The organism is Noviherbaspirillum aerium (genome assembly GCF_008929045.1).
Lineage (GTDB): Bacteria > Pseudomonadota > Gammaproteobacteria > Burkholderiales > Burkholderiaceae_D > Noviherbaspirillum > Noviherbaspirillum aerium.
This window is the reverse complement of record NZ_VFAH01000002.1, coordinates 1-23,074: the sequence shown is the minus strand read 5'-3', so window position 1 is coordinate 23,074 and position 23,074 is coordinate 1. Positions and strand designations below refer to the sequence as shown.

The window sequence follows — 23,074 nt, the reverse complement described above, 5'->3', positions numbered from 1 at the left end:
TCCGGGTCCTCCGCGCGCTTTCATGCGGTTCGAGATTTGGCTGGCCAAGCTGTCGGCGGCTGGCCAAGCCACGGAAACATCTGCAGGTCAGTGCTTATGCTCAGGTGACATGGACGCCTTCTTTTCCGGTACGGTGACGCTGACGGTTTCACGCGCCAGAATCTTGTGATTAGGATCGGCAAGCTCCAGCAACAGGGTGTGCGTACCGGGTTTCAACCCGACTACGATGATGGGATCTTCGCTTGTGTGCGCCCAAGTACCCTGCCAGTCATCGATCGTTACATGCAGATGGCCCAGTCTTGGCGAGACTTCGACGGCGGCCTTGCCAAAAATCGGCTTCACCCGCATGTTTTCGGTTCGGAACTGAATGATGACTACGCCGCGCGCGAGCGCTTCGGCGATAGGCGGATGGGCGATGATCCTTGGAGCCGGTTCCGCTTCGAGAGGGAGGACCGCCGGACGAACAGGATCGGCATTGCCTTGGGCTCCGGCAGTAAAGCAAATGAGGGAGCCGGCAGCGAGCATGGCAAGCTGTTTCAGGAGTGGCGTCATGGTATTTCCTTTCTAGAGGTGGCTTGAGCGGGGCCCAAGAGAATTGGCTCGGTGCGTCGGTCCATATAGACCGCTTCGGCGCAATGCCTATCGAAGCGGCTTCCTGCAACGCATCTTTTGAGTGAAAAGGCTGCTCATCGAGGAGCGCCGCAGGCAGAAGTCGTATTGGAAGCCATCCATGTATCCGAAATATGTCCTGCTTCCTGGGCTGATGCGGGATTTGTTGTCTCGGGCGCAGTAGATACAAACGAATACAAAAGTCCCCGCCCAGATGAGCCGCCTTAACGTCAATGGACGACAATGCGCACAGCGTCGGGGGATGCGAATTCCTTCGTTTGGATCATGAAATGCCGAACGACTATGTAGCGGCGTTGCGTGATAAGCGCCAGACGCTTTGATTGCATATGGCAGGTCTCGTTGATGCTCCGGTGAACAGGACCGGTCGGTTTGTATCTCAATGTGTGCGGTGCCCAAAAAACAAAGTCTCATACAAACGAGGGCCGGACGAGACACATTGGAGATACGCAGGAAGCCTAGCCTTGATTCCGGCGTTCGATGATTGCTCTTGCAACGCCGTTACCCAACCTCAATCGTTGACTTTCCAAATAGAGGGAAATACATGAAATTCAAGAATCTGATTGCGACGAGCGTTGCTCTGTTTGCCGCCACCACCGCCACCGCAGCCTTCGCGCAGCACCCTGGGATTACCCGTACCGATCTCCAGCGGCACGACCTGAGTGTGCCCGGCCGCGAAGTGGTCCAGACTGTTGTCGCACTTGCTCCAGGAGTCACCTCGCCGAAACATGCGCATCCGGGTGAGGAGATTGTCTACGTGCTGGAAGGTGCACTTGAATACCAGCTTGAAGGCAAGCCGCCTGTCACGCTCAAGGCGGGTGAGGTCCTGTTCATCCCCGCGGGAACGCCGCATACCGCAAAGAACGTCGGCAGCGGCAACGGCGCAGAGCTGGCCACCTATCTGGTTGAAAAAGGAAAACCATTGTCTCTGATGGTCAAGTGATCCTACGCGCGACGATCGTTTTCAGGATGCTGGTGGCCATCAATGGACAAGGGCTGCCAGGCCAAGAGTCGTTCTGCGATACCTGTGAAAGCAGATCCGGTGAATCGTCTGCTCATTCTGAAAACGATGCGGCTGATCTTCAATCGGATGGTGGTGCATTTAAAGTGATTGTTCCAAGTTGAGCCTATGTTCAACGATGACCACTACCGACTCCCGAAAAGGCTGCGGCAAGGCTGTTTATTCAGACGTGGCGGCTGTGAATCGATTGTCCGGTTCGGCCTGCCATTGGCAAGGATTTGAACATTTATTTCATAACGAAACAAGCATGTGTTACCAGATCAAGGAATCATCATGACCGAGAAAATCAATAAGCAACGCAGGAACATCTCCGGCGCTGCCGCGCTGGCTGTACTGGCCATACCGTTCGGCGTCACCGGCAGGGCGGCGGCACAAACCACCGGGTCCGATACCATTGCCGCTATCGGAAACGGTCGATCGACGTTCAGCGCGATAAGGCAGATCAACGCCGGATTACTGAATATGGGCTATGCAGAGCAGGGGCCTTCCAGCGGACCTGTGGTGATCCTCCTGCATGGCTGGCCCTACGACATACATTCCTTTGCGGAGGTGGCGCCACGGTTGGCCAGGGAGGGATACCGGGTGCTCATTCCGTACCTGCGCGGACATGGGACCACAAGGTTTCTTCATGCCGACACCGTCAGAAATGCGCAGCAGGCTGTCGTGGCGCTTGACATCATTGCGCTCATGGATGCACTCAAGATTGAGAGAGCCATCCTGGCCGGATTTGACTGGGGCGCGCGGACAGCGAATATTATTGCGGCACTCTGGCCGGACCGTTGCAAGGCAATGGTTTCCGTCAACGGTTACCTGATCAATAATCGGGAACGGAATAAAGTCCCGTTGCCTCCTAAGGTCGAGCATGGCTGGTGGTACCAGTATTATTTTGCAACCGAACGCGGCCGTGCAGGCTATGAAGCGAACCGTCGAGAATTCAACAAGCTCATGTGGCGCGCAAATTCGCCAAAGTGGAGCTTCGACGATGCGACGTTTGAACGAACCGCCGCAGCGTTCGACAATGCGGATCATGTAGCGATCGTGATGCATAACTATCGCTGGAGACTGAATCTTGCCGAAGGCGAGGCAGGATACGACGCACTTGAAAACCGCCTTGCGGCCGGCCCTGTCATTCCAGTGCCGACCATTACCCTCGACGGGGATGCGGATGGAGTGGTGCCCGCAACAGATGGCCGATCGTACGCGAACAAATTCTCCGGAAAGCGGACGCACAGGATTGTGGCCGGCGCAGGTCATAACCTTCCCCAGGAAGCGCCCGAAGCGTTTGCCAGTGCAATTCTCGATGTGGACCGGTATTAGAGCGGATTCCTCCTGACCTGCCTGCCGATCGCGGACAGATTGCCGCCGGAGATGCGTTGTGACTCCTAGCCATGTCGCGTCGTCACGCCTTGTTCCACCGGCAATCCGCCTCGGCCTCGGCCTCGACCAGGCCGGCCAGGGGGAAACCGCTCTAGTGAAAGCTGTGACTGTATCCCGTGGAGATCGGTGGTTGGGTCTTCACTAGCGCCGCGTGGTGATCATCGGATTGCAGATCGGCATCGTCGATGAACGCAAGCACCGTTTTCCCGTTCCTTCGTCCCGTTCTGCACTCCTGGAGCGGATTGAAGCCAGGTTCATCGCTCCTGATGTGAAAAAGAAATACGGTTATCTCTGACCAAACAGCATGCGCCGCTGCTAAGTGAAACCTATAATGAATCGTCGCAGACGCGGAGGCCAGACATGCGGATCGGGGCTGATGGGGAAACTGGAAGCAAGGATGCGCGGCCGCATGGTGCGGACGAACTGGCGTCGGTGCTGCGTGCGCTGCGCACGCTGAGTGCAGGCAACCGTTCGCTGTTGAGGGCTGCGGGAGAAAAGGAGTTGCTGCACGATATGTGCAGTGTCATCGTGGAAAAAGGGGGATACCGCATTGCCTGCGTCGGCTACGCGGTGCACGATGAACGTAAGAGTATCTCCTGGCAGGCAGCCGTCGGAGCCGATGTCGCGGAGATGACCGAGTTCCAGTTCACCTGGGGAAATGACTCTTCCGGGCAAAGCGCTATCGGCACGGCAATCCGCACCGGCGTTCCGGTAGTGGGCCGGCATCTGTCCGATGCCAGCTATCGCGGACCAAATTTCGCACTATTGCACGAGAGGGCGGTCAAGTCGGGCTTTTCCGCCTTTACCGCCTTGCCGCTGCGCGTGGATGGCCAGGTCATCGGCGGCCTCCTGCTGGTCGCGGCCGAGCCGGACGCTTTCCATGAAGACGAAGTCTGTCTGCTGACCGAGCTTGCCGATGATCTGGCCTACGGAATAGAGAATCAGAGGATGCGCGCGCAGCATCGCGCGGCCCAGGCCACGATCGCGCGCCTTGCGTACTTCGACGAACTGACCGGCCTGCCGAACCGTACACGCCTGATCGAGCTGTTGCAGGATGCGATGCAAGCGGCGAAGAGTCAACGCCGCGCCATCGCGCTCCTGCATCTTGAAGTGGGCAGATTCCGTGAAATCAACAAACTGCTCGGATACCGTTCCGGCGACGAATTGCTCCAGGAATTGGCGCACCGGCTGGAGCAATGCTGCACCGGGAAGGAAACGCTGGCACGGGTAGGAGAAGCGGAGTTCGCCTTGATGATCCCCAACAGCGGCGCCGATCATGCGACCAAGGTCGCGAAGCGCTTGCTGCAAACGCTTCGCGCCCCGGCACACGTGGCCGGCCTTGCGCTCGACGCCAAGGTTGGAATCGGCATCGCGCTCTTTCCCGGCCATGCGGTCGAGGCGGATGTGCTGATCCGGCGCGCCAATGCGGCAATGCACCTCGCACAGCCGGTGATGGGCGGATATGCGATGTATACCAGCGGGCTTGAGCAGGAACATACGCGGCGCCTCGCCCTGATGGGGGATTTGCACCGGGCGATCGAAGAAAACGAACTGCGCCTTTTCTGCCAGCCGAAAGTCGAAATCGCCTCCCGCATGCAGTGCGGCGCGGAGGCGCTCGTGCGCTGGGAACATCCCAGGCTCGGCATGATTGCTCCTGCCGAATTCGTCAGGCTGGCCGAGCAGGCAGGCACGATCACGCCGCTGACGCACTGGATGCTCGAAGCAGTTTTCAGTCAATCCTATGCATGGCAGGAGGCAGGCGGGACGCGCCCGCTCGCCGTCAACCTGTCGGTGCACGACTTGTACTCGCCCGGACTGATCGACCGCATTTCCGGCCTGTTTTCCACCTGGGGCATCTCGCCCGAGATGATCCAGTTCGAACTGACGGAGAGCGCCTTGATGACCGATCCGGAGAGCGCTCTCGATACGCTGGCGCGCTTGAAGCATCTGGGCGTGACGCTGCTTATCGATGACTTCGGCACCGGGTACTCGGGGCTCAGCTACCTGCAACGGCTGCCGGTGGACGGGATCAAGATCGACCAGTCGTTCGTCCGCCCGATGCTGATCAGCGCAGACTCCGAGGTGATTGTCCGCTCCACCATCGAACTGGGCCACAACCTCGGCATGAAGGTCCTTGCAGAAGGCGTGGAAAACCAGGAGATCTGGGAAAGGCTTGCCAGCCTTGGCTGCGACACTGCCCAGGGCTATTTGATCAGCAAGCCGATTCCTGTTGATCAGTTGGCGGGCTGGGAACGCCAATGGATGGTGGAGGCGCGGTGAGGACGTGCGGATGTCGGGCTGAGGAGAACTCAGGCATGCGCTTCGGCGGCGTCCGCGTTCCTCTGCGAACGCTTCTCCGCGTACATGCGTTGATCAGCCTCGCTCCAGGCATGTGCCAAACCCTGTGAAGGCGTTCGCATTGACAGCCCCACCGATGCGCTCACGTTGTCTTCCACCAGCACGGCGCGGATGCGTTGCAGCAGAATGTCCGAGCAATCCCGATCACACTCGACGGCGAGAATGCCGAACTCGTCTCCCCCAAGGCGGGCAACAATGTCCGTCGCACGCGTCGCCCTGCGCAGCGAGGCGGCGGCGCGCATGATGAGCGCATCCCCGCTTGCATGCCCCTGCGTGTCGTTGATCCGCTTGAGGCCATTGAGATCAATGACAAGCACCGCAGCGGGATGGCCGAATCGGCTGCAGCGCTCTTCTTCCGAAGATAACAAACGGTCCCATCCGCGGCGGTTGTATGTCTTCGTCAACGTATCGGTCAAGGCCTCGATCGTCAATCGCTCTGTCTGGCGGGCGGCATCCGTGGCCTTGAGCTCCAGCTGAAGGATGGTGCTCAGCAGCTGGCCGAACAGATCCACCATCGACTGCGCCTGGACGATCGATTCGGGCCGGGGCGCAGGATGAATGGCGCACAGCGTGCCAAACAAGCGGCCGTCAGTGCCGAAAAGCGGCGAGCCGATGTAGGCCTTCACCTGAAGCTCGCGCCCGATGGGAGAATTGGCGTATGCGGGAACGAGATCGGACCGCGGCGCTACGCGAGGGCCGTTTCCCTTCGCCATTTCACTGCAAAACGAATCGGACCACCGGTAAACCTTGCTCGGTGCAATCTCCGGATGGCGTCCTTCGGTCTGGAGCACGATCCAGTCGCTGCCGGCAACCCGGGTGACCATCCAGAGATCGAAGCCGAGCTGCCGATGCAGGAATGAAAGAACCGCGCGTGACGCGGATTGGAAAGAACTGGTGTCGAGATTGATCATGTCAGGCCCAAAGTGTCCGGCGGGACGAGAGCGGGGAATGGCCGGGAGCGCCGTCATTCAAACCACTGAAGCGGCGCATTCAGCGCGGATTGCGGGCGACTATACGGTCGCCTGCAATCCGCGCTAATTACATCAACTTGTCTGCTGCAGGCGAAACTCCTTGACCGGCATCCCGTTCCTTCCCCATGAATCGAGCTCGATTTCCTGGATCGTGACAAACGTGGCGTCGAGCGGCTTGTTGAGAACTTCCAGCAGCAGATTGCTCACGCCCTTGATGAGCCGGGCTTTTTCCTCAGGGGTGACCGAGGCGGCGTCCGGTGTTGTTCCTTCCCGGGTCACGATGATGTTTACGATCGGCATGTTCAGACTCCTGTCAAAGTTGAGATGGCGCGGGTGCAGGTGCAGGTGCGGGCGCCGCGCCGGACGGTGCTCTTGCGGCAATGTTCAGCGGCCGGCGGACTGGCCGCCGTCGACATGCAAGATTTCACCGGTGATGAAGCTGGACCGCTCGAGGAAAAGCACGGCCTCGACAATGTCCTCTATCTCTCCCATGCGGCCGACCGGGTGCAGCGATGCGAGTCCGGCATGGGTTTCGGGCGGATGCATCGGCGTCTTGATAACGCCCGGAGCGACGGCGTTCACACGGATACGGCGAGAAGCGTATTCAACGGCGAGCGACTTGGTGGCGGCATTCAGGCCGCCCTTGGTCAGGGATGCGAGGACTGACGGCACGCCGGAGACGGGTTGATCGGCAAGGCTGGTGGTAATCTGAACCACGTGGCCAAAGCCCTGCTTTTCCATTTTTTCAATGGCGCGCTGGGTGATATGGAAGAAGCCCGCCAGATTGGTCGAGATATTGCGCTCCCAATCCCGGGTGCTGAACTCGGTGAAGGCCTTTGCCGTAAAGATCCCTGCATTATTGACCAGAGTATCGATACGTCCGAACCGCTGCATGCCGGCGTTGATGATGCGTTCCGCAGTTTCCGGATCGGCAATGTCGCCGGCGACTGTGATCATGTCCGGGTCATCGACCGGTTGGATCGACCGTGAATTCGCGACCACGCGGAAGCCCGCCGCCTGAAAGGCTCGAACCAGTGCTGCGCCGATTCCCTGGGATGCGCCGGTAATGACGGCGACTTTCTGTTCGTTGCTCATGTGATGTTCCTTCATTGTGAATGCACGTATGGTGATGTTGCCGGGAGAACTGGCAGCCTCGGGCGGGCTGAGGCCGGCGTTTTTCCTTGAGCCGCTGTTTTCATTGGCTGTGGGGACGTGCTTATATTCACTCTTGCGTATTCCGATGTGAATGCCCGGCTTTCGGCATTGTGTCTTCCGGACAGCGATTGAATCGACGCCGGCCCGAGGGTGCATGCAGAAAACGAGAGGACAAGCCCATCACTGTTGTCATGGGGACATGTGCCCGGTTCCCGCTTGTGCGGACATGATTTCGCCTGCGTCGACCGCGACGGTTGTGAAGTAAGTGCGAAGCCGCGGAACGGCAAAATCGAAGAATGTCCTGACTTTTGGCACCGACAGGCGGCCGTAGGGTGTCAGCAGATGAACCGGCAAGGGCCCATGCTCCGCGTTCTTGAGAATGACCTCCAGGGTGCCGTCCCGGATCTGGGAGGCGACATGATAGGAAAACAGCCGGGTCACGCCGTGCCCGGCCGCGGCCGATGCCACTGCCGCCCGCACGCTGTTGACGGTAAGCCTGGGCTTGAACTGGACCACCTGGGGAATGCTGGAGCCCTTGAGCGGAGGGAAGCTCCAGGAATCGTTGCCGAAATGCGTCATGGAAATGATCTCGTGGTGCATGAGGTCGGCTGGCGCGGTGATGGGAGGATGGCTGGCAAGGTATTCCGGACATGCAGTGACGACACGTCGCACTTCGCCTACCTTGACGGCAACCAGTGAGGATTCGGGCAGGTGGCCGATGCGCAGCGCGACGTCGATGCCTTCTTCGATGAGGTTGATCGGGCGGTCCAGGAAGTAGAGTTTCACGCTGATGGTGGGCACGGCGTCGAGGAAAGCGTCCAGTATCGGACGCAGGATCTCTTCGCCTGCCGCGACAGGGGCGGTGAGCGTCAAGGTGCCCCGCGGCGCCGATTTCTCTCCCTGAACGACGAGATCGGCTTCCTCGAGCTCGGCAAGCACCCGCCTGCAGGCTTCGGCATAGCGCTCGCCGGCTTCGCTGAGCCGCAAGGTCCGTGTCGTGCGGTGTAGAAGCTCCGCGCCGACGTGGTCCTCCAGAAAGGCCAGAGCGCGGCTGATGGCGGCCGGCGACCGTCCGAGCTTGCGGCCCGCTCCGGCGAGACTTCCCTCGTCCAGGGCGGCGACAAAGACTTTCATTGCCTCGATGCGATCCATGGATTTCCCGATCTTCTGATGAATGATATGCAGCATGTCGCTATCCCCGCATGAAGCGCAGGCGGCCTGCAGCCGGGCGCGGCAGCGCGGGCCAAGAACGCCGGTGATCACGCAGCAACAGGGGAAAAGGGTTTCTACTCCAGGTTCTTCAGCGTCAGCCTGGCTTCCAGTCCTCCGTCGGGGCGGTTCTGCAATGACAAGTCGGCGTCCATCGCCAGCGAGAGCTGGCGCGCAATGGCCAAACCCAGCCCGGTGCCGCCGGTTCCCCGGTTACGCGAACTCTCGACGCGGTAGAACGGTTCAAACACCGATTCCAGCAAGTCGGACGGAATACCGGGGCCGCGGTCGAGTATGGAGATGGTTGCCTGGCCGTTCTCGAACGGCGACACGACGATTTCCGCCGCGCCGGAAAACTTCAGCGCGTTGTCGATGAGGTTGCCGAGGATACGGCGCAAGGCCTGCGGCCGCGTGACCAGCGGCGTGCCGATCCTGCCTTGCAGGGAAACGTCCTGCCCGGCATCCGCATAGTCGAAGACCAGGCTGTCGAACAAGGCGTCCGGGTCGATGCGGCAAGGAACTTCGGCCGCGCCGTGCAGCGTACGGGCATAGGCGACGCCTTCCTTGACCAGGTTTTCCATTTCCTGCAGATCCTGCAGCATGCGGGCCTGCTGCGGACTGTCCTCCGCCGTGTCGAGTCGCAGGCGCATGCGGGTGATCGGCGTTTGCAGGTCATGCGAGATCGCTGCCAGGACCTGGATCCGTTCCGCGATGAAGAGCGCTATCCGGTCCTGCATCGCATTGAAGGCCCGCGCCGCGCGGACCACTTCCGAGGGACCGGTCTCGGGCAGCCGCTCCGACTTCAGGGAGGGGCCGAGTGCGTCTGCCGCCTGCGCCAGGCGGTGCAGCGGCTCGGTCGCCAGCCGCACTGCCAGCCAGCAGCAGGAGGCCAGCACCGCCAGTTGCAGGATGAGGGCAAGCGGCAGCCAGCCCGACATGGGCGGGCCCGGCATGGGACGCAAGTCAATCGTCAAGGGCGAGCCATCGCTCAACTGAAGGTGGACCTGCATGCGCTCCCGATCGCCCGGCACCGCGTTGACGGTCAGCGGATAACTGGTGCCGATGCCCTCGGTGATCGATGCCGCAACCAGGGCCGAGAGGCGGGCATCGGGCGGATTCCCGGTGATGCCGGGGCCGAGAATGAAGTCATAGCTGCGCCGCGCAAGGCGCGGAAGCCACTGGGGCCGCTCCGCGGCCGGCATGCGGTCGAGCAGGGCAACCGAGCTGACGACTTCGCGCTCGATGTAGCCAACCATCAGATTGATGGTCGCCTGGTCGCGTTCCTTCATGGTGACCCAGAAGGACAGCGCCTGCGCCAGCGCCAGGCCGACGCACAGGATGACAATCAGCCGCGCGAACAGCGTGCGCGGCGCGCGCAGCAGGGACAGCGGCTTCATTGGGGGCTTTCGATCATGGTGACTGCTGCGGAAAACACATAGCCTTCGCTGCGCATGGTCTTGATGTAGCGCGGTTCACGCGCTGTATCGTTCAGGCGCTGGCGCAGGCGGCTGACGAGCAGGTCGATCGAACGGTCGAACGGATCCGTCTGCCGGCCCTGGGTCAGGTTGAGCAGCTGGTCCCGTGTCAGCACGCGCTGAGGATGGTCGAGAAACACCCGCAGCAGGCGGTATTCGGCGCCGCTCAGGGCGACCATGGTGCCCTCGGGATCGAGCAGGTGGCGTGCGCTGGTATCGAGCCGCCAGTCGCCGAAGCCGATCAGCTGAGCCCTCTCGGTAACCTGCATGTTCATCGGCAACATCCGCGCCCGGCGCAGCACGGCGCGTATGCGCGCCAGCAGCTCCCGCACCGCAAACGGCTTGGGCAAGTAATCGTCGGCGCCCATTTCCAGGCCGAGAATGCGATCCGCCTCCTCGTTGCGCGCCGTCAGCATCAGTACAGGTACCGTGCGGTACTTCGATGAGCGCAACTCCCGGCACAGCACCAGTCCGTCTTCGCCGGGGAGCATCAAGTCAAGAACGATCAGGTCGGGCACGCCGCGCTCCAGCGCCGCCCGCATCTCGCGGCCGTTGGCGGCAACCGAAGCGTGTACGCCGTTCTTTTCAAGATAGGAGGCGAGAAGTTCGCGGATGCCGCGGTCGTCGTCCACGATGAGGATATGGTCGGTATTTTCCATGATGCGGTCATCCTTTGCGGCGGTTTGGCTGCAGGCGACTCGCGTGCAGCATGGTGCAATGTACCGGCGTCGCCGCTTCCGCTGCAAGCATGCCGGTGAAGAAGGCAAGAATGGCCAGCACGCGTCTCATGCATCCTCCACGACGGAGAGGCTGGCTCCATCGTTGACGGAGGCTTCCCGCGCATACGGGTCGATTCCTTCGAGGCAGCCGATGTTGGCGCGCCAGAACAGGGGATCCTTGCGGGTCTGGTGGAAAGGATAGATGCCGCAGTGCTTGCAGAAGTAATGCTTCGCCGTGCGCGTATTGAACTGGTAGAGCGTGAGCGCGTCCTCGCCCTGCAGGATCTTCAGCGCGCCTGCGGCGAAGGCCGGCGTCATCAAAGCTCCCTTTCGCCGGCACAGGCTGCAGTTGCAGCGCATCGCCGGTTCGAGGGCCGTGCGCACTTCGAATTTAACGGCTCCGCAGTGGCAGGACCCGTGCAGCAAGTCAGTTGTCATGGCGCTCTCCGTGATAGTGAAAGTCCGCTCTTTATAGCCCAAGTGGCGAATGTGTTTGTGTCTCAGTGTATCCGGCGGCCAGGCCGAAACAATACATTGCAAAAAGGCAGCCGCCATATGGCCGGCGGAGATGAAAGCACGGCGCGGGCAGGGCGGGACATTGCTGGTCTGGGTACGGGCCGGTTTGTATTCCATTGTATCTGCCAGGCACCCGACAACCGCAGGTACAAAAAACGGATGGGCGGAACACACTCGAGATACACCTCGGACCTAGTCTTGCAACGGACGGGGCAATCGCGCCGCGTCCGACATTCAACACCCATTACCGGAAGTTGTCCTGCATCCATCTCGACCCGGATGCCGGCCGCGACCGAAGTTACATAGCTTATAAAGGAATCTGCAATGCCTCAACTCCAAAAAGTACTTTACACCGGCAAGACCCGTACATCGGGCGGGCGCGAAGGTACATCCTCCAGTTCCGATGGCCGTCTGGAAGTCAAGCTGTCGTCGCCCGGCGGCAAAGGCAACGGGACCAATCCGGAGCAGTTGTTCGGCGCCGGATGGTCGGCATGCTTTATTGGCGCCCTGAGCCTGGCTGCCGCCCGTGCCGATATCGTCCTTCCGCCGGACGTGGCTGTCGCCGCGGAAATCGACCTGGGAACGACCGGCGGCGCCTATTTCCTGCAGGCGCGTCTGCAGGTCAGCATCCCCGGGCTGGACCCTGAAATCGCTCAGGCGCTCATCAACGAGGCGGACCGCACCTGCCCTTATTCCAAGGCAACGCGCGGCAATATCGATGCCGCGATTACGCTGGTCTAGAAATCGCAGGCCGCTTTGGCCTGCTCCGCTTGCCGGGCGGGCCGGCGGCGCCGCACCGGTCATGGCGATCGGTGCGGCGCTTATCCATGCAAGTCCTTGTCCGCGGATGAACTGCCGGACGCCGCCAACCTCGGCCGGGAATTGTTCAGCCGAAGCCCTCACCTTGAGACCGGCCAGTCTTGCGTGCGCGCAGCGGTCGAGGACGGCAGCCATTCCATTGACGCGGTGGTGCGTGAAGCCGGTTTTCTAGCGGCGAAATGCATGTTCCGCTCATCTCGTCGTGCCTGCGGACAACTGCCTCCCGCCATCCGGCATAGCGTGCGGCTAGACGCGGCAGCCTGACCAGACTGATCAAGATCCTGCCTTGCCGATAGCGTTCGGACCGCCTTGATTCATCTCCTTGGTACCTATCCTTAGTTCATCTCGTCTGCTCCGACCACGGGCGCTCCATCGGTAACCGGCCGCGACGCGCTTCATGCGTTCGCAAAGCGGTTCGCACTTTTGAGGCCGTGCCCGGAGTTCTCTGTATCCGCAATGTATCCGCATGCCGCGCAATTACGGCGTCATACAAAAAGCCGCTCCGCAAGACATAGTCGGGATACACGCGATGCGCATACTGCGTTTCAGCTGCCAGCCCCCAAGGCATGGCGCCGGGCGCAGGCTCCCGCTTGGGACGATGCCCTTTCTTGTTAACCGAATTGGAGAAACTTCATGAATGCCAAACACCTCGTTGCCGCCTTTGCCGTCCTCGCCACGACCGGAACCGTCCTTGCCCAGGAATTCGTCGATCCCGCCGCGAACTTCATTTCGACCCGCACTCGCGCCGAAGTCGTCGCTGAACTGAAGCAGGCGCAAGCCGGCGGCGCGGACCGTTTCCTGGAACACGAGTACCCGGTCGTCAGATTGACCGGCACGCCGAGAACCCGCGCCGAAGTGCTTGCAGAGCTGAAGCAGGCCCAGGACGACGGCTCCTATTACGCGAACGAGACGACGTATCCGATCATCCCCGCCGCAACCGTTTCCCGTTCGCGTTCCGAAGTGCGCGCCGAGCTGGAAACGTACCGCAAGGCGCATGCATTCGGCGAGATCGACAGCCGCTACGGCTCATGATCGTGCGTCGCAGCGCACGCTTCGCAGCGGAATGCTGAACCCGGTTCCGGTCGCAAGAGCCGGGACGGCGCCTGCCGATGCAGCTAACCCCATCACACCACATCACGCCATGAACAACTTGATCGAAGCGCCGCTGGCCTTGCTGGCCGGTGTGCTCACCATTGCCTCACCCTGCGTGCTTCCGATTCTGCCGATCCTGCTGGGCACCGCAGTAAGCAACACCGGGGCGGCCAACCGAAAGCGGCCGGTTTTCATCGTGGCAGGCTTCGTGGTGTCGTTCGCGGCGCTCGGCATGCTGCTCGCCAGCGTCTCGCAGTCGGCCGTCACGGCGCACGAGGCAATGCGCGTGGCCGCGCTTGTCATGCTTGGAACGCTGGGCCTGTCGATGATGTGGCGGCGCCCGTATGACTGGCTGATGGCACGCGTGCGGGAACCGCTCGACCGGATCGGGGCGGGCAGCAGCGGTGCCGGACGCCTCGGCGGCTTTGTGCTCGGAATGTCTCTGGGCGCCGTCTGGACGCCTTGCGCCGGACCGGTACTGGCTTCGATCCTCGTCCTCGTGGCCACGGCGCAGGACATCGGCTGGTCTGCGCTGCTGTTGACGCTGTATGCCATCGGCGCCGGCATCCCGATGCTCGCCATCGCCCATGGCGGCCGGTTCATGACGTCCCGCGTGCGCGTGATTGCGCGTTACGCCGAACGTATGCAGCAGGTCTTCGGCGGACTGATCGTTCTGACGGCTTTCGCCATTTATTTTCATTACGACGTCCAGTTCTACGCATGGCTTTCGAACTATTTACCCACTCTGAAAGGAATATAAGATGAAATCAGCAATGCAAGCCGTGCTGGCCGCCGCCGCACTATGGACCACCGTGGCCGACGCCGCTCCGGTCCAGAAGCAGGTACAGGCGCCGGAATTCGCAGGCATCAGCACTTGGCTGAACTCCGAGCCGCTGTCCATGCAGCAGTTGCGCGGCAAGGTCGTGCTGGTTGACTTCTGGACCTTCGACTGCATCAACTGCATCAACACCCTGCCTTTCGTGAAAAGCTGGCATGACAAATACAAGGATCAGGGTCTGGTCGTCGTTGGCGTCCATACACCGGAATATGCACACGAACGCTCCACCGATAACGTCAAGGCGGCGATGAAGCGCTTTGATATCCGCTACGCGGTTGCCCAGGACAACCGTTACGCAACCTGGACCGCGTACAGCAACCGGTATTGGCCGGCCGCCTATCTGATCAACAAGAAAGGGCAGATTGTCTACACCCATTTCGGCGAGGGAAAGTATCAGGAGATCGAGTCGACGATCCGGACATTGCTGGCTGAACCGGCTTAAGTGTCCCCGGCACTGCTAGGGCAGTTACACCGATTGCGCACCTGCCTGTTTCGCTTTTTCGGAAGCTTTCCGACTGGATCGCAGGAAAGCCCGATCAAGGATTTCTGCATTGCATGGATTGGCTGGGATCAAGACACCTGGATCAGGACACCTGGATCAGGACATCCTTGACCCGGTCCAAGGCAGTCTCCATGTCGATCGTATCGATGGCCCCGAAGCCGAAGAAGAGGCCGCTTCGTGAAGGCCGCCCGTGATAGAACGGCTCGACGGAGTAGAGCCCGACGTCGAGCCGACGCGCCAGCCTGAGGAGAAGATCGACATCCACTGGCTGGCGCAGCAAGGCGCTCATGTGGAAGCCGGCGGTGAACGGCACAGGATCGAGCCACGGCGCGAGGTCGCTGGTAAACCGGCGGAGCAGGTTCTCCCGGCGCGAGGCATAGATCGCATGGCATCGCCGGATGTGTCGCTGAAGGTGACCCTCCTTGATGAAAATGGCCAGCGCGCGCTGGACAAGCGTCGCGTTGTGGCAATCGGTCAGATACTTGGCTTTGAGCACGGCTTCCAGTATGGCTGGCGGCGCGACGAGATACCCGACACGAACTTCGGGCAGCATGATTTTCGAAAACGTGCCGACATAGGCAACGACACCGTGCGTATCCATGCCTTGCAGGCAGTCCGTCGGCCTTCCTTCATAGCGGAAGGCGCAATCGTAATCATCCTCGACAATGATGGCGCCAATGGCAAGGGCACGCTTGAGCAAGGCTTGCCGCCGCTGCTGCGACATCGCCATGCCGAGCGGGAACTGGTGTGCCGGAGTGGTATAGATTAGCCTGCAGCCCGCAGGTATGGCATCCACCACCATTCCTTGCTCATCCACCGGGATGTTGACGATCTCCGCGCCCTGGCTTGCAAATAATTCACGGGCCGGCGGATAGCCCGGTTCCTCCACCGCCACCAGCGCGCCCGGTTCCACGAGCACGCGCGAGAGCAGGTCGATGGCCTGCTGTGCGCCATTCGTGATCACGACCTCGTTCTCGCTGCTGCGCACGCCGCGCGTGAAGCCGGCAAATGCCGCCACCGCCTTGCGCAGATCGAGCAGTCCTTCGGTCAGCGCATAGCGGCCGCGGGTTTCGCTCTCGTGCCGCAGCGCCCGGTTGATGCTGCGGCGCCACTCTTCGGTCGGAAAGGGAACCTTGCTGGCGTTGCCGCCGATGAACTCGTACCGGGACTGGCCTTCCGGCGCGGGATGACGCAGCGGCGTCTCGATTGTCGACCAGCGCCTGACCACTGCAGCGCCGGCAAGCTCGCCGGCAATCTGCTCCCGGGGTTTGGTGGCGGGCGGGGTGCGCACAAATGTCCCGATCCCGACCTGGCCCACGATCAATTTATCCAGGCTCAGGCGCGAGTAGGCGTCCGATACGGTCTTGCGTGACAACCCGAGCTGTTCTGACAGCAAGCGCGAAGGCGGCATCTGTTCCCCGGCAGCCAGGCGTCCGGAATGGATGGCGTCGCGCAGCTGCTGGTAAAGCTGTCCGGCAAGGTCCTTCCTGCCTTCTATGACAATATGCAATTCCATGGCTTGCCTCCTTTGCGGGTCGCCTCGCCAGATCCGGTGGTCTCCTCATTTTAGATGGAATTGGCACCTCCGGTGCCTGCGGCGGACTCTTATAGTGGGCACTCCAATCACCGCATCAAGGAGCCCGCCGTGGACAAACGCATCGATCCCTATTCATCTTCCAAGGAAGCCATGGAAGCCATGCTCAGCCTGGAGAAATCCATCTCCCGCCTGGGACTGGAGCCGGAACTGCTGGAACTGGTCAAGCTGCGGGCTTCGCAAATCAATGGCTGCGCCTACTGCGTCGACCTGCACACCCGCGAAGCGCGCCAGGCCGGCGAAACGGAACGGCGTCTGTATGCCGTCCCGGTATGGCGCGAAACCCCGTTCTTCACCGAGCGCGAACGCGCCGCCCTGGCATGGACGGAAGCGATCACGCTAGTGGCCGAAACCCGGGCGCCGGACGCCGACTATGCGTTATTGGCCGCCAGCTTCAGCCAGAAGGAAATGACGAACCTGACGCTGGCCATCGTCGCCATCAATGGCTGGAACCGGATCGCCGTCGGCTTTCGCATGATGCCGACCTGAGAAAGACCATCATGACAACTTCACGTTCTATTCCTCCCGTTGCAGCCATTGCCGCTGTCGGCCTTGGCATGCTGGCAACGACGTTCGCCCTTGCGCACGAACCTGGCGGCGACGCCCAGCCCAGCGGAGAAAAAACCACGGTCCTGCAGAAGCAGGCGATCAAGGATGTCGCGGGCAAGCAGGTGCAGATGGTGACGGTGGACTACGCGCCCGGCCAGGCCTCGATTCCGCATGTGCATCCGGGGTCGGTATTCGCGTTCGTGCTGGAAGGGGAAGTCATTTCCCGGCTCGCCGGCGGGAGCGAGGTGACATACCGCGCCGGCGATTCCTGGTACGAGCCGCCCGAAGTGCCGCACCTCGTTTCGCGAAATGCGAGCCGCACGAAGCCGGCTCGCCTGCTGGCGGTGCTGATCACCGGGGAAAACCAGCCGCTCAAGCGTTCCCTGCCCGAAGAGTGATCGACCCGTCCGGATCACCCGGGCGGTCGCAGCCAGTTTGTCTGGCGTTTATTGGAAGGATGTCATCTTGTCGAAGAAAATCTTGATTGTCGGAAGCGGATTCGCCGGTTTCTGGGGCGCCCTTGGTGCCGCGCGCGTGCTTGCAAACGAAGGAAGAACGGCCGACGTGGAGATCGCGCTTGTATCACCCGAGCCGATCCTTTACATGCGTCCACGCCTGCATGAAACCGAGCCCGAACGCATGGGTACGCCGATTGCCGCCCAATTGGAAGAGGCGGGCGTGCGCTATATCCAAGGCACTGTCGAATGCATCAATGAGCAGGACCGCCGCGTCGAAGCGGTGACTGCCGCCGGCGAGCGCATTGGCATTGATTACGATCGCTTGTTGCTGACGACGGGCAGCAGGATGTTTCGCCCCGATGTGCCGGGGCTGCGGGAACATGCGTTCAGCGTCGACCAGTATGATGAAGCGGTGGCGCTCGACGAGCACCTCAAGGGGCTGGCGAGCCGTGCGTCCTCGGCGGCGCGCAACACGGTGGCGGTTGTCGGCGGCGGTTTTACCGGGATCGAGGTCGCGTCGGAGATGCCATCGCGCCTGCGTGAAATATTCGGCGAGGAGGTGGCGTGCAGGGTCTTGCTGATCGAGCGGTCGCCGCTGATCGGCCCCGAACTCGGCGCCGGACCACGGCCGGTGATCGAGGAAGCGCTCGACTCGCTCGGTGTGGAGCGCCTGCATGGCAGCGCTGTCGTGTCGCTGGACGATAATGGCCTCACGACTGCTGACGGTACGCGGGTCGATGCAATGACCATCGTCTGGACCGGGGGCGTACGCGCAAGCGCGCTTGCCGGGCAGATCGGCGCGCAACGCGATCACCTTGGCCGCCTCCAGGTGACGGCGGACATGCGGGTGAACGGCGCGGCCGGCATTTTCGCCGCGGGCGATGTCGCCGTGGCGGCGACCGACGAGCAGGGAAATCAGACGATGATGGCGTGCCAGCATGCGATTGATATGGGGCGTTACGCCGGCCATAACGTCGCAGCGGATGTGCTTGGACTCCCGACCATACCCTATCGGCAGCCGTTCTACGTGACCTGCCTTGATCTGGGTGCCTGGGGCGCCGTGTACACGGAAGGCTGGGAACGCAATGTAAAAATGCTCGGCGCAAAGGCAAAGGCGCTCAAAACACGGATCAATACGGAATGGATCTATCCGCCGCGCGCCGACCGCGCCACGCTGCTCGACGCTGCCGACTGGCGAAATAGCGCAGTCGCATGATGCGGCAGTTCGGCATGGTTTTTTCGCAGAGTCGGGCATCTGAGTGATGCCAGAGCGACGATACATTCGCGTGCAATCCGCTCCAGTCATCTTATCAACCCGGTTGCCAGACCAACCGTATGTCACAGGACCCAGAATCACATGTCTATTTTGCATGAGCCGATCAGGATCGGCGACCTCGTTCTTCCCAACCGCATCATCATGGCGCCACTGACACGGTCCCGTGCGACAGGCGGCGGCCGCGTGCCCAATGCACTGATGGCCGAATACTACAAGCAGCGTGCGTCCGCCGGCCTGATTCTCAGCGAGGCCACTGCAGTGAAGCCGCAAGGTGTCGGCTATGCCGACACGCCGGGCATCTGGTCGGATGAACAGGTTGCCGGCTGGAGAAAGGTCACCGACGCGGTACATGCCGCGGGCGGGCGCATTTTCCTGCAGCTGTGGCACGTCGGCCGCATTTCCGATCCGGTCTTTCTCGATGGCGAATTGCCCGTCGCTCCCTCCGCGATAAGCGCTGCAGGACATGTCAGCCTGGTGCGCCCGATACGCGCTTACGTCACGCCGCGGGCGCTCGCCGCTGAGGAGATTCCAGGCATCGTCGCGGCCCACCGAAAAGGCGCGGAGAACGCGAAGGCAGCTGGCTTCGATGGTGTCGAGGTGCATGGCGCAAACGGGTATCTGCTTGATCAGTTCCTTCAGGACGGGACCAACAAGCGAACCGACGCCTATGGCGGATCGATTGAAAACCGCGCGCGTCTGCTGCTCGAAGTGACGGATGCCTGCATAGAGGTATGGGGCGCATCGCGTGTCGGCGTTCACCTCGCGCCACGCGGCGATTCGCACGACATGAGCGACTCCGACCCGGCAGCTACCTTCGGTTATGTCGCACGCGAGCTTGGCAAGCGCGGCATCGCTTTCATCTGCGCGCGCGAGGCGCTGGGCCCGGACCGGCTTGGCCCGAAATTGAAGGAAGCCTTCGGCGGCGTCTATATCGCCAATGAACAAATGACGAAGGCGACAGCGGAGCAAGTCATGCAGGCAGGGGAAGCCGACGCCGTTGCGTTCGGCAAGCTGTTCATCGCCAATCCGGATTTGCCTCGCCGCTTCCGGCTGAATGCGCCATTGAACGAGCCGCGTTCCGAATCGTTCTACGGCTCGTCTGCAGAAGGTTATACCGACTACGGCGTACTCGCCTGACCGATGTTGAGGACATGCGCGATGGCCATGCTGCATTCCAGCTTCCAGGCCAGATGGCAACGATCCAGCGATGCGGTACGAAGCCTCTATTTGCCGGCCCTGGATTTCCTGGCAGGGGAAGGCGCCTTTGCGGCCGAAAGGGATGGTGGCAATGCCTGTTCGCCATCGGTTCCAAGGATCGTCCGGTTCCGCAAGGTGACCACTTCCGCAGTGGAAGCAGTCCCGCCGGGTCCGGTTTCCATCCGGACATCGCGAATGCCAAGCAGGCGCCCGCTGGACGAATACGGCCCCACAGGACCAAGCGGCTCGCCGGTGTCGTGCTCAAGGAGCCGGATGGGCGCGCCTTGTCCGCCCATTCCCCATTTGTCGCCCCACTGCAGCAAAGCCACCAGCACGGGGAACAGTTCCTCACCCTTGACCGTTAGCCGATAACCCGTCCGGCGTTCATTTTCGCCAAGGGTGACCTTTTCGAGTATGCCGACCTCGACCAGCCGCTTGAGGCGGTTCGTCAGGATATTGCGGGCGATGCCCAGTCGTTCCTGAAACTGGTCGAAGCGGGTCGTCCCGAGGGTGCATTCCCGCACGATCAATAGGCTCCACCACTCGCCTATCTGGTCGAGTGCGCGTGCAATGGAGCAATTCATGTCATCGAAGGTTTTACGTTGCATGAAAAGAGTATAGGCGAGTCAGTTGCATTACGCAACTTACTATGTTAAGTTGCGTGATGAAACTGTTTTGCCGCGCAGTGCAATGCGGCATCTTTAAGGAGTATTTTCATGGATCGTCGCTTGATCGTTCTTGCCGCCGGCATGTTCGCTATCGGCACCGACAGTTTTGTCGTTGCCGGCATTCTTCCAGAGGTCGCTTCCTCTCTTGGTGTCTCCATCGGCGTCGCCGGCCAGATGGTGACCTTTTATGCGCTGAGTTATGCGCTGCTTTCTCCCGTGATCGCGGCAACGGCGGCACACTGGCCACGCAAGCGCCTGATGCTCGCAGGCCTTGCCGTCTTCGTGCTGGGCAATCTCGTCACCGCAGTGGCGCCCACGATCGAGCTGGTCCTGCTAAGCCGACTTATCGCCGGGCTCGGCGCAGCAATGTTCAGCCCGACGGCCACCGCTACCGGGGCTTCGTTGGTGCCGCCAGAGAAACGGGCGAGCGCACTTGCCATCGTGATCGCAGGCTTGAGCACCGCCACCGCGTTGGGCTCGCCGATGGGAACGTTCATTGGCGGCCTTGGCGACTGGCGGACCACGATGTGGTTCGTCACCGTCGTCGGGCTACTGGCGTGGTTCGCTGTCTATATGCTGTTGCCCAGCATTCCTCCATTACCTGCCGTCGGCTTGAGGCAGCGGCTCGCTCCGCTGAAAGACACCCGCATCACTCTGACGCTGTTGACCACGCTGGTGGCGTTCGCCGGTCTGTTTGCGGTGTACACCTACATCGGCGTGGCCTTTGAACGCGTTACCGATGGCCGGCCCGATGTATTGGCGGGACTGCTGTTGTTGTGGGGCTTCGCGGCCACGGCAGGCAATCTCGCGGCCGGAAAATTGACCGACCGTTATGGCAGCCGATACGTGATCATCGCTTCGCTCGCGATTGCTGCGGTTAATTTTGCCTTGCTGCCATGGACATCCGCCCACCTCTGGAGCGCGGCCATCGCCATTGTCGCGTGGGGCATTTGCGGCTGGGGATTGCTCGTGCCGCAACAACATCGCCTGATCACCTTGTCGCCTGGTTCGGCACCGCTTCTGCTGGGACTGAACTCTGCGGCCCTTTATGTCGGCGTCTCGGCTTCAGGTGTGATCGGTGCGGTTGCCATCGAACTGTTCGACCGCCATCAGCTTGGCGTCGTGGGTGCAGCACTGGTTGCGGTTTCGCTGGTCATCGCCGAACAAGCGTATCGGCTGATCCGCCGGGAACGGAAAAGCGATGCGAGGCTCGCAAGTCCGGCGACAAATTGATTCACGAGCGGCCGGAGGCCGGGGTCGACATTGACACCGGCCACCGCGCCGTTTTCGCTGCACGGCGAAGCAATTCATCGTGCGAACGAAGTCTCTTATCCCGCAACCTACACCGAAGCATCGCATGGCTATTCAAACCGCGGTTCACCTGAAGGGAAAGGGCCTACCGCATTTCCGGAGACACAATGCAGATGCATCAGGATGTTCATCAAATATTATCGGCTCAGGACTTATTGCCGCACTTCCAGCCGATTGTGGGCCTGCAGACCGGGCTGCTTCTTGGATACGAAGGGTTGATTCGAGGTCCGACGAACACCAGGCTCGAATCGCCGCTGGAGTTGCTGATAGCGGCACGGCGAGCGGGAATCGGCGTGGAGCTGGAGCGCCTATCCGTACGCGTCATATGGGAGCGCTTCCATGCGCTTGGTCTTCCCGGCATGCTGTTTCTCAATCTGAGCCTGCCGGCTCTCTGCGCCCGGGATGCGCAGGGAAACAGAACGCCGGCCTATCTCTGCGCTCTGGGTATGGATCCTCGCCGGATAGTGATCGAGCTGACCGAAGACCAGACCCTTTCCTGCTATCGCCGTACGCGTCGAATCGTTTCACTCTGCCAGCTCCGCGGATTCGGCGTCGGTATTGACGATCTTGGTTCAGGGCACTCATCGCTCCGATTGTGGCTCGAGCTGGCTCCGGAATACGTGAAAATCGACATGGCTTTTGTTCATGGAGTGAACAAAGATGACAGACGACTGGAATTTCTTCGGTCCATACAACGTATCGCTGCGTCCTTGAACACGAAAGTGATTGTGGAAGGCATCGAAAACGAAGCGGAATACGAAGTCGTCCGCCGACTTGGCCTTCCATTCGGCCAAGGTTACTTCATTGGCCGTCCGTGCCCGTCGCCCGCATCTTCGATCGCCGCTCAAATTGCCTGCAAGGCGAGGGAAGCGTAAGACTGCCGCCGCATGTACGCAAAGCGGGTGATACCCACACCATACTTCCCGTTCGCCGCTCGGCGCCTTGGCGCGCGGTGGCGACAAAATCCCGAGCCGGTCAATAGCATGAAGATTCACCTTGGCGGGTAGCGACAAGATTCCTGTCGGGCAACCTCACCTCCGCTTTTACCTGGTTTAACGGGAGTGTGATCCTGCATTACAGGTCACATCTGCATCACGAGTCGCCGTGCCGAGATTGATGCAAGGTATGACTAGGTAAAGAATGTTCTCATGCCAACCTTTGGTGGTCTGTAGCACCAACATGGGGTGCGCGTGCCGTCGCGGCACAAGGGGTGCTTTCGTTTCTACTGCATGTATGGACCCGACACCTTTTGCAAGGCCTCGAATGACGAAAAAGCGGTCTGCATGCATGTATACGGCTAGCTTGTTGGGCCATGTCGATACGCTGCCCGCAGCCTTGATGA

General features: G+C 61.1%; 26 protein-coding genes. 15 read left to right on the top strand and 11 right to left on the bottom strand.

From position 1 onward, the window contains the following. Window positions 1-87: 87 nt before the first annotated feature. A complete protein-coding gene (locus FH061_RS03500; RefSeq protein WP_151633058.1) occupies window positions 88-552 on the bottom strand; it encodes a DUF6130 family protein in 465 nt (154 codons plus the stop codon). A gap of 619 nt (window positions 553-1,171) precedes the next feature. On the opposite strand from FH061_RS03500, the gene FH061_RS03495 reads away from it, so the two are divergent. The 4 genes from FH061_RS03495 (at window position 1,172) to FH061_RS03485 (ending at window position 5,305) form a co-directional block, all read left to right on the top strand. Then, complete coding sequence (locus FH061_RS03495; RefSeq protein WP_151633056.1) at window positions 1,172-1,570, top strand: cupin domain-containing protein; 399 nt, start codon at window positions 1,172-1,174, stop codon at window positions 1,568-1,570. A 351-nt stretch (window positions 1,571-1,921) separates the two neighbouring features. Beyond that, window positions 1,922-2,965 carry an alpha/beta fold hydrolase gene (locus tag FH061_RS03490; RefSeq protein ID WP_151633054.1) on the top strand — a complete coding sequence of 348 codons (1,044 nt, stop codon included), beginning with the start codon at window positions 1,922-1,924 and terminating at the stop codon, window positions 2,963-2,965. Between the two features lie 226 nt (window positions 2,966-3,191). Further along, on the top strand, window positions 3,192-3,320 hold the full coding sequence (locus tag FH061_RS31450) for a hypothetical protein (RefSeq protein WP_264158723.1): 129 nt from the start codon (window positions 3,192-3,194) through the stop codon (window positions 3,318-3,320). 65 nt (window positions 3,321-3,385) lie between these two features. Next, window positions 3,386-5,305 carry a putative bifunctional diguanylate cyclase/phosphodiesterase gene (locus FH061_RS03485; RefSeq protein WP_151633052.1) on the top strand — a complete coding sequence of 640 codons (1,920 nt, stop codon included), beginning with the start codon at window positions 3,386-3,388 and terminating at the stop codon, window positions 5,303-5,305. 29 nt (window positions 5,306-5,334) lie between these two features. Here FH061_RS03485 and FH061_RS03480 read toward each other — a convergent pair whose 3' ends face one another. From FH061_RS03480 to FH061_RS03450, 8 genes are all read right to left on the bottom strand, one after another. After that, a complete protein-coding gene (locus FH061_RS03480; protein WP_151633051.1) occupies window positions 5,335-6,294 on the bottom strand; it encodes a sensor domain-containing diguanylate cyclase in 960 nt (319 codons plus the stop codon). Between the two features lie 132 nt (window positions 6,295-6,426). After that, the gene (locus FH061_RS03475) at window positions 6,427-6,654 is read right to left on the bottom strand and encodes a tautomerase family protein (RefSeq protein ID WP_151633049.1); all 228 of its coding nucleotides are present in this window, start codon (window positions 6,652-6,654) and stop codon (window positions 6,427-6,429) included. 84 nt (window positions 6,655-6,738) lie between these two features. Continuing rightward, the gene (locus FH061_RS03470; RefSeq protein ID WP_151633047.1) at window positions 6,739-7,449 is read right to left on the bottom strand and encodes an SDR family NAD(P)-dependent oxidoreductase; all 711 of its coding nucleotides are present in this window, start codon (window positions 7,447-7,449) and stop codon (window positions 6,739-6,741) included. 249 nt (window positions 7,450-7,698) lie between these two features. Further along, the gene (locus FH061_RS03465; RefSeq protein ID WP_151633901.1) at window positions 7,699-8,661 is read right to left on the bottom strand and encodes a LysR family transcriptional regulator; all 963 of its coding nucleotides are present in this window, start codon (window positions 8,659-8,661) and stop codon (window positions 7,699-7,701) included. 134 nt (window positions 8,662-8,795) lie between these two features. Then, window positions 8,796-10,115 (bottom strand): ATP-binding protein, encoded by a 1,320-nt coding sequence (locus FH061_RS03460; protein ID WP_151633045.1) that lies wholly within the window; start codon window positions 10,113-10,115, stop codon window positions 8,796-8,798. Then, window positions 10,112-10,852 (bottom strand): response regulator, encoded by a 741-nt coding sequence (locus FH061_RS03455; RefSeq protein WP_151633043.1) that lies wholly within the window; start codon window positions 10,850-10,852, stop codon window positions 10,112-10,114. The genes FH061_RS03460 and FH061_RS03455 overlap by 4 nt, the downstream gene beginning before the upstream one ends. A gap of 7 nt (window positions 10,853-10,859) precedes the next feature. Further along, window positions 10,860-10,982: a hypothetical protein gene (locus FH061_RS31445; protein ID WP_264158722.1), complete on the bottom strand. Its 123-nt coding sequence runs from the start codon at window positions 10,980-10,982 to the stop codon at window positions 10,860-10,862. After that, a complete protein-coding gene (locus FH061_RS03450) occupies window positions 10,979-11,350 on the bottom strand; it encodes a GFA family protein (protein WP_151633041.1) in 372 nt (123 codons plus the stop codon). Before FH061_RS03450 ends, FH061_RS31445 begins: the two co-directional genes overlap by 4 nt. 402 nt (window positions 11,351-11,752) lie before the next feature. Here FH061_RS03450 and FH061_RS03445 point away from each other — a divergent pair, with 402 nt between their 5' ends. From FH061_RS03445 to FH061_RS03425, 5 genes are all read left to right on the top strand, one after another. Next, the gene (locus tag FH061_RS03445; protein ID WP_151633039.1) at window positions 11,753-12,169 is read left to right on the top strand and encodes an organic hydroperoxide resistance protein; all 417 of its coding nucleotides are present in this window, start codon (window positions 11,753-11,755) and stop codon (window positions 12,167-12,169) included. A gap of 96 nt (window positions 12,170-12,265) precedes the next feature. After that, complete coding sequence (locus FH061_RS03440; protein ID WP_151633037.1) at window positions 12,266-12,511, top strand: hypothetical protein; 246 nt, start codon at window positions 12,266-12,268, stop codon at window positions 12,509-12,511. Window positions 12,512-12,880: 369 nt separating this feature from the next. Further along, window positions 12,881-13,279: a DUF4148 domain-containing protein gene (locus FH061_RS03435; protein WP_151633035.1), complete on the top strand. Its 399-nt coding sequence runs from the start codon at window positions 12,881-12,883 to the stop codon at window positions 13,277-13,279. Between the two features lie 109 nt (window positions 13,280-13,388). Then, entirely contained in the window at window positions 13,389-14,099 is a 711-nt protein-coding gene (locus tag FH061_RS03430; protein WP_151633899.1) for a cytochrome c biogenesis CcdA family protein, read from the top strand. 1 nt (window position 14,100) lies between these two features. Then, complete coding sequence (locus FH061_RS03425; RefSeq protein WP_151633033.1) at window positions 14,101-14,619, top strand: thioredoxin family protein; 519 nt, start codon at window positions 14,101-14,103, stop codon at window positions 14,617-14,619. Window positions 14,620-14,761: 142 nt separating this feature from the next. Here the strand turns inward: FH061_RS03425 and pdxR are convergent, their stop codons facing one another. Further along, window positions 14,762-16,195 carry a MocR-like pyridoxine biosynthesis transcription factor PdxR gene (pdxR, locus tag FH061_RS03420; protein WP_151633031.1) on the bottom strand — a complete coding sequence of 478 codons (1,434 nt, stop codon included), beginning with the start codon at window positions 16,193-16,195 and terminating at the stop codon, window positions 14,762-14,764. 129 nt (window positions 16,196-16,324) lie between these two features. Between pdxR and FH061_RS03415 the strand changes: the two genes are divergently transcribed. From FH061_RS03415 to FH061_RS03400, 4 genes are all read left to right on the top strand, one after another. After that, window positions 16,325-16,762 carry a carboxymuconolactone decarboxylase family protein gene (locus FH061_RS03415; protein ID WP_151633029.1) on the top strand — a complete coding sequence of 146 codons (438 nt, stop codon included), beginning with the start codon at window positions 16,325-16,327 and terminating at the stop codon, window positions 16,760-16,762. Between the two features lie 11 nt (window positions 16,763-16,773). Then, entirely contained in the window at window positions 16,774-17,220 is a 447-nt protein-coding gene (locus tag FH061_RS03410) for a cupin domain-containing protein (protein WP_225984463.1), read from the top strand. A gap of 67 nt (window positions 17,221-17,287) precedes the next feature. Continuing rightward, the gene (locus FH061_RS03405) at window positions 17,288-18,496 is read left to right on the top strand and encodes an NAD(P)/FAD-dependent oxidoreductase (RefSeq protein ID WP_151633027.1); all 1,209 of its coding nucleotides are present in this window, start codon (window positions 17,288-17,290) and stop codon (window positions 18,494-18,496) included. A 141-nt stretch (window positions 18,497-18,637) separates the two neighbouring features. Continuing rightward, complete coding sequence (locus FH061_RS03400) at window positions 18,638-19,693, top strand: alkene reductase (protein ID WP_151633025.1); 1,056 nt, start codon at window positions 18,638-18,640, stop codon at window positions 19,691-19,693. 86 nt (window positions 19,694-19,779) lie between these two features. Here the strand turns inward: FH061_RS03400 and FH061_RS03395 are convergent, their stop codons facing one another. After that, entirely contained in the window at window positions 19,780-20,361 is a 582-nt protein-coding gene (locus tag FH061_RS03395) for a winged helix-turn-helix transcriptional regulator (RefSeq protein ID WP_151633023.1), read from the bottom strand. Window positions 20,362-20,469: 108 nt separating this feature from the next. Here FH061_RS03395 and FH061_RS03390 point away from each other — a divergent pair, with 108 nt between their 5' ends. After that, window positions 20,470-21,654 (top strand): MFS transporter, encoded by a 1,185-nt coding sequence (locus FH061_RS03390; RefSeq protein WP_151633021.1) that lies wholly within the window; start codon window positions 20,470-20,472, stop codon window positions 21,652-21,654. 185 nt (window positions 21,655-21,839) lie between these two features. Next, window positions 21,840-22,607: an EAL domain-containing protein gene (locus tag FH061_RS03385; RefSeq protein WP_151633019.1), complete on the top strand. Its 768-nt coding sequence runs from the start codon at window positions 21,840-21,842 to the stop codon at window positions 22,605-22,607. Window positions 22,608-23,074: the final 467 nt, after the last annotated feature.